Origin of the sequence: Collimonas sp., assembly GCF_035566555.1 — a bacterium.
Taxonomy (GTDB): domain Bacteria; phylum Pseudomonadota; class Gammaproteobacteria; order Burkholderiales; family Burkholderiaceae_D; genus Collimonas.
Genome location: NZ_DATMRB010000170.1, coordinates 1 through 7357, shown reverse-complemented (window position 1 = coordinate 7357; position 7357 = coordinate 1). Strand labels below are relative to the sequence as shown.

The 7357-nt window shown below is 58.6% G+C and carries 8 protein-coding genes; 3 read left to right on the top strand and 5 right to left on the bottom strand.

Annotated elements, in window-relative coordinates; all coding sequences use genetic code 11:
• Window positions 1–154: 154 nt before the first annotated feature.
• Window positions 155–1099, bottom strand: a complete 945-nt coding sequence (locus tag VNZ65_RS21145) for a methyltransferase domain-containing protein (RefSeq protein ID WP_325672560.1) — start codon at window positions 1097–1099, stop codon at window positions 155–157.
• Window positions 1100–1205: 106 nt separating this feature from the next.
• Here VNZ65_RS21145 and VNZ65_RS21140 point away from each other — a divergent pair, with 106 nt between their 5' ends.
• From VNZ65_RS21140 to VNZ65_RS21130, 3 genes are all read left to right on the top strand, one after another.
• The gene (locus VNZ65_RS21140; RefSeq protein ID WP_325672558.1) at window positions 1206–1961 is read left to right on the top strand and encodes a ComF family protein; all 756 of its coding nucleotides are present in this window, start codon (window positions 1206–1208) and stop codon (window positions 1959–1961) included.
• A 135-nt stretch (window positions 1962–2096) separates the two neighbouring features.
• Window positions 2097–2579 (top strand): tRNA (uridine(34)/cytosine(34)/5-carboxymethylaminomethyluridine(34)-2'-O)-methyltransferase TrmL, encoded by a 483-nt coding sequence (gene trmL, locus VNZ65_RS21135; RefSeq protein WP_062119331.1) that lies wholly within the window; start codon window positions 2097–2099, stop codon window positions 2577–2579.
• A gap of 121 nt (window positions 2580–2700) precedes the next feature.
• On the top strand, window positions 2701–3177 hold the full coding sequence (locus tag VNZ65_RS21130) for a copper chaperone PCu(A)C (RefSeq protein WP_325672556.1): 477 nt from the start codon (window positions 2701–2703) through the stop codon (window positions 3175–3177).
• Window positions 3178–3243: 66 nt separating this feature from the next.
• Here VNZ65_RS21130 and rfaE2 read toward each other — a convergent pair whose 3' ends face one another.
• From rfaE2 to VNZ65_RS21110, 4 genes are all read right to left on the bottom strand, one after another.
• Complete coding sequence (gene rfaE2 / locus VNZ65_RS21125; protein ID WP_325672555.1) at window positions 3244–3723, bottom strand: D-glycero-beta-D-manno-heptose 1-phosphate adenylyltransferase; 480 nt, start codon at window positions 3721–3723, stop codon at window positions 3244–3246.
• 97 nt (window positions 3724–3820) lie between these two features.
• Window positions 3821–4675, bottom strand: a complete 855-nt coding sequence (locus tag VNZ65_RS21120; protein WP_061944670.1) for a hypothetical protein — start codon at window positions 4673–4675, stop codon at window positions 3821–3823.
• Window positions 4676–5143: 468 nt separating this feature from the next.
• The gene (locus VNZ65_RS21115) at window positions 5144–5815 is read right to left on the bottom strand and encodes a PhaM family polyhydroxyalkanoate granule multifunctional regulatory protein (RefSeq protein WP_325672554.1); all 672 of its coding nucleotides are present in this window, start codon (window positions 5813–5815) and stop codon (window positions 5144–5146) included.
• A 66-nt stretch (window positions 5816–5881) separates the two neighbouring features.
• The gene (locus VNZ65_RS21110; protein WP_325672562.1) at window positions 5882–7135 is read right to left on the bottom strand and encodes a branched-chain amino acid ABC transporter substrate-binding protein; all 1254 of its coding nucleotides are present in this window, start codon (window positions 7133–7135) and stop codon (window positions 5882–5884) included.
• Between the last annotated feature and the right edge of the window lie 222 nt (window positions 7136–7357).

The window sequence follows — 7357 nt, the reverse complement described above, 5'->3', positions numbered from 1 at the left end:
TTCCCTCAAACTTCGCTCTCAAATCAGCCTCAATCACTCGCTGCTGCTTCGTTTATTTCGCGTCGTTCTCAACGGGAGGCGAACTATAGCAATCCCCCCAATTCCCCGCAAGTACTTTTACGCAAATTCTTTAAAATATTTTCATTTACCTGATTTACCTGTCTTTACCCAGGTCCCAGCGCACGATGGACTCGCCGCCGCTGGTGGTTTTAGGCACCGGCCGGAAGGCGTGGCCATAGACAATCTCAAAGGTCAGCGGCAGTTTGCCGTCCGCCCTGCGGCTCGCTTCCAGCGCATCCTTCAGACGTCCGCCCTTCTCTCTACTTAACAAGCCGCGGCCACGGGTCGCCAGCGGATTGCCGCCCCAGGCCCGGACATCGGCCAGCAACTTCTCTACCGTGTCATAGGTGACGGTGATGGTTTCCATATCCATCACGGGGGTAGAGAAACCCGCATTGACCAGCATGTCGCCGAAATCATGCATGTCCACGAACGGCAGCACATGGGCGCCGTCGTCGATGGCGGCAAATGCATTGCGCAGCTCTTTAAAAGTATCCGGCCCGAAACAGGAGAACATCAGCAAGCCATCCACCCGCAATATGCGGCGCCATTCGGCAAACACGCGGTCCGGTTGCGGATGCCAGTGCAGCGCCAGGTTCGACCAGACCAGGTCGACCGTGTTCGGCGCTAGCGGCAACTGGGCGAAATCGCCGCATAGCAGTGCCGAAGACAACTGCTCGCCGCTACCGGTAAACGGCAGCCACTTCTTTAACAGGCGGTTCACCGACAGCTGCGCACCTTGTCGTTGCTCTTTTGCCAATGACAGCATGGTGGCTGCAGCATCCAGCCCAATAATCGCGGCATCGGCAAAGCGCTGTTGCAATGTATATATATCAGGGCCGGCGCCGCAACCGGCATCCAATACCCGCTGCGGACTCAGTTTCACCAGGGCAAGGCGCTCATGCATGCGACTGGATATTTCCCGGCGCATGAACTCGGATTCGCGCACCAGCGCAGGCTGGGCGAACAGTTGGCGTACTCTGCGCAAGTCGATCGGGGCGCTTTGGCTGGTTTCAGAAGGAGGCAATGAGGTAGGCATCAAAATCCGGCAGGTGAGGTGAAATGCGATAATCGCCAGTAGTTTACACGCTTGATTGTATGTAAGCTGGCTGTACTGCCCTGATTAACCAGAACGAGACTCGCCCTTGCCATTCCCCCGACTGCGACTATGGTCGCAACATCAACTTGCCCGTATCCTGCGCAGCATGCCGTCTTGCTGCGCCGTATGCGGGCGGGACGGCAATCAGGTGATTTGCGACGGCTGCAGCAAGCACTACTTTGCCAGCAGCCGGCAGCGCTGTACCCAATGTGCAAATCCGCTGCCCCGCTCCGGGGGCGCCGGCCGGCTCCAATGCGGCAACTGCCTGAAACAGTCCAGAGCCTTCGACGCCACTATCGTTGTATGCGATTATTCGGCTCCGCTGGACCAGCTGGTCCAGGCCTTGAAGTTTCGCGGCCAGCTGGCGCTGGCGCCGGTGTTCGCCAAGATGCTGAGGGATGCGATGCTGTTGCAGGCAACTGGCAAACAGGCGGAATTGCCGGATATATTGATGGCCGTTCCGCTCAGCGCACAACGGCTGCAGCAGCGCGGTTTCAACCAGGCGCACGAGATTGCCAAGCCGCTGGCCCGCCTGACCGGTATTCCGCTGCGTCATGATCTGCTGCTGCGCCAGCGCGACACGCTGCCGCAATCCATGGGCTTGGACCTGGAGCAGCGTCGCCGCAATCTGCGTCAGGCCTTTGCCATGGCGCCTGCGGCTAGCGCAAAAATCGACGGCCGTCATATCGGTGTCGTCGACGATGTCATGACTACCGGCGAAACCCTGCACGCGCTGGCCAAGACCCTGCGCCGCCATGGCGCCCGCCGGATTACCAATTTCGTCTTCGCAAGAACCCCTTGAGCGGCTTGCGTCGCCATTGTTTTAGTCAGTTGAGGGCAGAGCTGCACGGGAAGTGTAATTCGCCACGCTACGGTAGCTCTTAAACACTATCCGTGCGACTCTGTCCCGCAATTAATATATAGAAGGAGAATCGCTTTGTTCCACGTCGTCCTGGTTGAACCGGAAATTCCGCCGAATACCGGCAACATCATCCGCCTGTGCGCCAATACCGGCGCCCAGCTGCATCTGATCGAGCCGCTCGGCTTCCCGCTCGACGACGCCAAGATGCGCCGCGCCGGCCTCGACTACCACGATTACGCCAGCATGAAAGTACATGCCGACTGGGAAGCCTTTGTCGCCAGCATGCGCGCAGCCGGCAGTTATGCGCCGGAGCGGATGTTTGCCATGACTACCCACGGTTCGACACCGTTCGCCAATCTGGCCTTCTTGCCAGGCGACGTCTTCGTGTTCGGTTCGGAAACCCGCGGCCTGGATCCGGCGCTGCGCGAATCATTTCCCCCGACGCAGCGGATTCGCCTGCCGATGCGGCCAGACAACCGCAGCCTCAACTTGTCCAACACCGTTGCCGTGGTCGTCTATGAAGCCTGGCGCCAGAATGGCTTCAGCGGCGGCGCCTGACAAACATTTCCGTGGATAAAGTCACAAGCGCGGCGGCATTGCTATAATCGTAAGCCAGGCTGCGGCCAGCAACCCAGCCGCGCTGCAAGAACAATCTACGCAATCTACTCAAAGGATCAGTATGTCTTTACGTTCGGTTTCTCTGTTCTTCTGCGCGCTGGCGATCAGCGTTTCGGCCCATGCCCATGAATACACAGTCGGCGCCTTGCATATCGGCCATCCTTACGCTCGCGCCACCGTGCCGGGCCAGCCCAGCGGCGGCGCCTTTCTCAGCATCGAAAATACCGGCAAGGAAGCCGACAAGCTGATCGGCGTCAGCACGCCGGCAGCCAAGAGCGCTGAAATCCACACCATGTCCATGGAGGGCAATCTCATGAAAATGCGCGAAGTCGGCGAGATTGAGCTGGCGCCGGCGGCCACCGTCGACATGAAGCCGGGCAACGGCTATCACATCATGCTGATCGGCCTGACCCAGCCTTTGAAGGCGGGCGACAAGTTTCCATTGACGCTGACTTTCCAGAAAGCCGGAAAAATCGATGTTTCGGTCAGCGTCACCGACATCAGCGGCAAATCGGCCGAGGCGATGCACCAGCACTAGGCAGCGGCCGCCAGCCGTAAAAAAAGCGCGAACCTCGCGCTTTTTTTGCATCCACTGCCAAAACGTTCACGAACCTTGCCGCACCTTGTCCAGCAATTTGCTGGTCGAACGGTCATGGGCAAACGGGATGGCGACCACTTGTCCGCCATAGGCCAGCACCGCCCGGCCTTCGGGAATCGCATCCATCTGGTAATCGCCGCCTTTGACATACACGCCGGGCCGGGCTTCCTGCACCACTTCCAGCGCCGTATCTTCATCAAACTCGACCACCAGGCTGACGGCTTCCAGCGCCGCCAGCACCGCCATGCGGTCGACGCAGGTATTGATCGGGCGGTCATCGCCTTTGCCCAGGCGCTTGACCGAGGCATCGGTATTCACCGCCACCACCAGCGAGGCCCCCTGCTCACGCGCCTGCGCCAGATAGGTGACGTGGCCGCGATGCAGGATGTCAAACACGCCGTTGGTCAGCACCACCGGCTGCGGCAGGGAAGCGACGCGCGCCTTCAGTTCGGCGCGGGTGCAAAGCTTGTTTTCAAATGTAGGCATGGCGAATAGAAAAAAAGCCGCGACAAGCGGCTTGGTATCAATGATGGCCTGCATTGCAGGCGACGTTACATACCGTCGCCGCAAATACGGCCAGTGATCAGACTGCTTCGGCCGACTTCAAGGCCAGGCGCGCAACTACTTCCTTGCGATAGCGGTTCAGTTCCTGCACCGTATCGAAGGTGCGTTCAAACAGCAAGGACATATTGTGCAGGATGCGGTCGACCACTTTCTTTTCCCACACGCCGTCGAACTTGATCTGGTTGTCCAGCCAGCGCTCCAGCCACTCAGGGTCCGGCAGGCGGCTCTGCACCGTGTCGTTCGGGAACAGCGACTGGTTGACGTGCAGGTTGGTCGGATGCAGCGGCTTTTCGGTGCGGCGCGCCGAAGCCATCAGAACGCCGATCTTGGCAAATGCCGCCGAAGCGCTATCGCCGACTTCAGCCAGGGCCTTCTTCATATATCGCAGATAAGCGCCGCCGTGGCGCGCTTCATCCTGGCTGATGATCTTGTAGATCTGCTTGATCACCGGCTCGGTATGCCAGTCGGAGGCGCAACGGTACCAGTGGTTGAGACGGATTTCGCCGCAGAAGTGCATCATCAGGGTTTCCAGGGCCGGCGCCGGATCGAATTCGAAACGCACCTTGTCCAGCTCGGCTTCGGTAGGCACCAGCTCAGGCCGGAAGCGGCGCAGGTATTCCATCATCACCAGCGAATGCTTCTGCTCTTCGAAGAACCAGACCGACATGAACGCGCAAAAATCGCTGTCGCCGCGGTTATCGCGCAAGAACATCTCGGTTGCAGGCAGCGCCGACCATTCCGTAATCGCATTCATACGAATAGTTTGAGCTTGTTCGTCGGACAACTGGGTGGCATCAAACTTGTCCCATGGAATATCGGTCTCCATGTTCCAGCGGACTTGTTCAAGCGATTTAAACAGTTCTGGATACAGCATACATACCTTAAGCAAGTGAGTTAACTGCTCGATTTTACCAAGAATTTGTTACAAGGCCGTTTATAAACCGGCCGACCAGCATTTTTTACTGGGGAAATGGCACAAATCACAACACAGCCAACGCGTTGTTGTGAGTTTTTCATCAGTCAGAAACCTGTTTTCTGAAATGTTTCACGCACAAGCTGCGGATTGCCGGAGCCGGCCAATGAGTAATCGTTGCGAAAGGATGAAAACTGCAGGCATGGCCTCGGGCAGTACCAGCCTCCTAGATTTCAATGATCGCACTTATCCGACGCTAGTCAAGCTGTTCGAAGAATTTGGCATTGCCACAGTGGCAACCGGATCTCATATCCTGCCTGGTTAACGATCGGCGCCGGCAAACGTTCCTGGAACAGGCCAGCGCCAATCTCAACCTTCTTTACACAGCGTGCAATTTCCGGGACGCGCTACGCATCTCGAGCCGCAACCTTATTTAGAGGCCGGCTTGATTTTCCCCATTGCCGTTTTTGTCTTGCCGGCGGCTGCGCCACTGGTCTTTTTAACAGCAGGTTTACTGCGCGGTTTGGCCGGCGCCTTGGCGCCGCTCTTGGCAGCCGCGGGTGGCGCAGCTTGCGCCGCCTTTTCCGTCGCCGCCACGCTGTTCACGGCCTGCTTGAACTGGTTTTGCAGCAGATCCCACCAGGCGTTGGCATTTCCGGCAGAAGGAGGGACCGCTCCAGTGTCAGGCGCAGCGGCGGCTGCGGCCGGCGCTTCCGCTTCGTTCTTTTTCGGCATCGGCGGTACAGCCGCATCAGCATCTTGGGCGGCGGTCATGAACGAAAATGGAAAACCGGACGGCATCGTCCATGCATTCGCCGGCGGTTCGCTACCCTCTTCCGGCTGATTGACCGCGCCCATCGCCCGCAGCGCCGACAGCGTCGCACTCTGCACTTCCAGCGCCTGGATGGTGGTGCGCAGCATGTTGAGGTTAAGATTCAGCCATGACTCCACCGCCTTCAAATCGGTGATCTTCTTGTTGATCTCTTCCACCGACAAGGTCGGCACAACCATGCCCGGCACGCCCATGCCGCCCCACATCTTCTTGATGAATTCAAGACTGTCCTGCATTGCATCTGCTCCCGGAATACTAGAACCGCTCATCGCCAATCTCCCTCAAGGAAAATCCATCTTACCGCCAGCGGACTATAACAGTCCCCTGGCTTCGCCTCATGGCCGCTGCATCTTGCATGTCGTTGGCAGCGCCGTCGCCGCCGGCGCCAGATAGCGCTCGGTCTTGAAACCGTAGCCGCTGCCTTCATTGTCGAAGCGGATGCCGCCGTCGGCGAGCTTTTGCATCACCGCCACATACAAGGGCTGGATCAGCTGGTGATCGGCGGCGCGCATGCTCGCTTCGTGAAACCTGCTCTTGTATTGTGCGCCTTCGAGCGCCCGCGCCACAGCTGCCGCCTCGGTAGTCTGGGCTTTCTCTATGGCGCTCGCCAACATGTCAATCATGACATCCATGCGCAAAAACAGATAGTCATCTTTCGGCTGCGGGAAACGCTGGCGGAAACTGCGGTAGAAGGCATCGCTGGCGGCATTCTGGACGCCGTCGGCAATGTTGGGATGCCACTCGGCAACTGCACGCACCGTCCCCACGCCTGCATCCCCGATGGCTGCGGGCGCACCCAGGCTATTGGCATAAAAAGTATAGAACTTGAGGCGCAGGCCGGCTTCTTTCGCGGCTTTCACCAGCAGCGTCAAATCATTGCCCCAGTTGCCGGTGATGACTGTGTCGGCGCCGCTGGCGCGGATCTTGGCGATGTAGGGGGCGAAATCCTTGACCTTGCCGATCGGATGCAATTCCTCGCCGACGATCTTGATATCGGGCCGCGCCGCCAGCAGTTGCTGGCGCGCCGCCTTGGCCACCTGCTGGCCGAAACTGTAATCCTGGCCGATCAGGTAAACGCTTTTCGCCTGGCGATCGTTCTGAATGACCTCCACCAGCGCACGCATGCGCATATCGGCATTGGCATCGAAACGAAAATGCCAGAAGCTGCATTTTTCATTGGTGAGCGCCGGATCGACCGCCGAGTAGTTCAGGAACAGTACGCGGTTGTCAGGCGTACGGGCATTGTGCTTGTTGATTGCCTCGACCAGCGCGCCGGCCACCGCAGAACTATTGCCTTCCAGCACGAACGGGATTTTCTGGTCAGTCAATTGCTTTAGCTGCAACAAGGCATCTTCTACCCCTTGCTTGCTGTCGAACACTGTCAGGCTAAGAGGGTGGCGCCCATCCGGCAAGCGTACCCCGCCGCGCGCATTGACCTGCTCCACCGCAAAGCGGATATTGTGCTCGACCGCCTCGCCGGCATTGGCAAACGGTCCCGACATGCCCTCAATCATGCCGAGCCGGATCGGCGCCAGGTTCGCAACGGGCGAGGCCAGGGCCGCCGTCGGCAGGCATCCGCCGGCCAGCATGAATGCCAGCGCAAGGCCGGCGGGGAAACGTGATTGCTGCGGCATCGGCAACTATTCCAATTTGATATAGGTCCAATATTTTACGTGGTTTATTACATACTCTTACGCTTGCGGAGAGTTAATCCAGGCGGATCGTTTACACTATGCGGATGCCGTCTTCGTCCGAACACATCTCAACTGCACGTTTTACCTTTGGCAGCCGCCGCCGCTGGCTGGGTATTT